The 512-nt window shown below is 47.3% G+C and carries 1 protein-coding gene; it reads right to left on the minus strand.

Translation table 11 applies throughout. From position 1 onward, the window contains the following. Positions 1 to 35: 35 nt before the first annotated feature. Positions 36 to 512, minus strand: a 477-nt coding sequence (locus D7Y06_RS25580) for a transposase (protein ID WP_199714867.1), incomplete at its 5' end; no start/stop codon positions are given.

Below are 512 nucleotides of genomic sequence, written 5' to 3' on the forward strand. Positions count from 1 at the left end.
GGAGGATGAGGAATTAAAAAAATCAGCATGAACTTTCAACTTTTTGTGTCCAAAGTATTGACATAGGTCCACCGTTCCCCATACAGGACAGTCAGCTGGTTCAGCACTTGGTCCCAGTTCCGGTATCTCTGTGTCCATTTCTTCGTTACATTCTGGCTTGCCAGATACAGCATCTTTTCCAGGGATGTGTCGCTTGGAAATACACTCTTTGTCTTGGTCACTTTCCGGTACTGGCGGTTCAGCCCCTCTATAATGTTCGTGGTATACATGATCCGGCGGATGTCCTCCGGGAACTGGAAGAAAGGGCTCACATCTTCCCAATTGTTTTCCCAGTTACTGACAGCGTAGGGGTATTTTCTCCCCCATGTCTCTTTTATATTCTCCAGTTCTGAAAGGCCTGCCGCCTCGTTCGGGGCATTATAGACTGCCTTGAAGTCGGAGGCAAATTTCTTCAGGTCTTTGTAACTCACATATTTGAAAGAGTTGCGCAGCATGTGGATGACGCACCTCTG

This window comes from Roseburia sp. 1XD42-69, assembly GCF_003612565.1.
Lineage (GTDB): Bacteria > Bacillota > Clostridia > Lachnospirales > Lachnospiraceae > Roseburia_B.